This is a genomic window from Roseateles cavernae (genome assembly GCF_040187885.1).
In the GTDB taxonomy this organism is placed as follows: Bacteria; Pseudomonadota; Gammaproteobacteria; order Burkholderiales; family Burkholderiaceae_C; genus Roseateles_E; species Roseateles_E cavernae.
In genome coordinates this window covers 1-1,344 of record NZ_JBDPLH010000034.1, presented here as the reverse complement: position 1 = coordinate 1,344, position 1,344 = coordinate 1, and the positions used below count along the sequence as shown (strand labels likewise).

Here is a 1,344-nt window from a genome sequence, read left to right as displayed (position 1 = left end):
TAGCAGGCTGTTGAAATTCGCCGCATTTGAGCCCGGCCCTCACCGATTGAGGGCTGGTCGAAGAAGGTGATGCCGGGACGGCAGGTCTGAGTGGCGACGTGATGCTGTCTTCCAGGCTTGATGCTCGGGCATGGACGGCATCCCCGGCCGTTCATCGCTGTGCTCGTTGCGGCATCGCTGTCAGTATTCGAGCCATTCGCACGATGTTGCTCGCGGTCATCGTGAGCTTGAAGTGCTGGTCGACGCGCTTGAGTCCTCGGTAGACGGTCTGACGGATGCGGCCCACCGTCTTGCCCCAGCCGAAGTGCTCCTCGATGCGTTTGCGCACGCGCTGGCTTGCTGCGTAGCCGGCATGGCGCGTGGTGCGACCGTCCATCGCGCTGCCGCCCCAGCGCGTCGTGTGGCTGGCCACATGTGGCGTGACGCGGCGGCGTCGGCATTCGGCGATGAAGTCCCGGGTGTCGTAGCCCTTGTCCGCGGCCAGCGTCTTGCGATGTTTGCCTGGCACCGTGTCGAGCATGGCCAGGGCAGCCGCACGCTCGCCGTAGCCATCGGCTTGCGTCACGACCGCACCGACCACCAGGCCCGAACGGTTCTCCATCAAGACGTGCCCCTGGTAGGCCAGCACCGCAGCTTGGTTGTTGCCCTTGCGGAACAGCTTCGCGTCCGGGTCTGTCGTGCTGGCGTGGGTGTCGTTGCTGCGGGAGCGCCCCTTCCAATCGGCTTGGGCGTTGCGCCCGCCGCTATCGTTGCCCGGATCGTCTCCATCCCGTGGCACGAAGCTCTTGTGGCTGGCCCAGGCCTGGATCAACGTGCCATCTACCGAGAAGTGCTCCTTGCTCAGCAGCTTGCGCTTGTCGGCCAGGCGCATCACCTCGGTGAAGAAGCCTTCGACCACAGCGTGCTCCAGCAGCCGGTCGCGATTCTTGGAGAAGACCGAGTGATCCCAGACCGCGTCGTCGATGGCCAGGCCGATGAACCAGCGGAACAGCAGGTTGTAACGAACCTGCTCCATCAACTGACGTTCGCTGCGGATCGAGAACAGCACTTGAACGAGCATGGCTCGCAGCAACTTCTCCGGTGCGATGGAAGCCCGGCCGCCGTCGGCGTAGATGGTGTTGAACCGACTGTTCAGCCCTGCAAGAGCTTCGTTGACCAGCAACCGGATCGCCCGCACTGGGTGATCCGCTGGCACGAAGTCGTCGAGCTTGGCCAGCGTGAACAGCCCCTCTTGCAACCCATCCGATCCGCGCATCGTCGAGCCCTCGTCGTTACTTGCCCTGAACAGTAGCAACGACGACTCGATTGCGAAACGGGACTTACGAGCTGAAATTCAACAGCCTG

General features: G+C 63.4%; 1 protein-coding gene. It reads right to left on the bottom strand.

What is annotated here, in order from left to right; genetic code table 11:
* Window positions 1–151: 151 nt before the first annotated feature.
* Entirely contained in the window at window positions 152–1,255 is a 1,104-nt protein-coding gene (locus ABGI63_RS25735; protein WP_349745367.1) for an IS5 family transposase, read from the bottom strand.
* Window positions 1,256–1,344 lie beyond the last annotated feature (89 nt).

What these genes read in the sequence shown, in the direction of transcription:
- ABGI63_RS25735 (WP_349745367.1), bottom strand. Translation starts at nt 1,255, where the DNA reads ATGCGCGGATCGGATGGGTTGCAAGAGGGGCTGTTCACGCTGGCCAAG.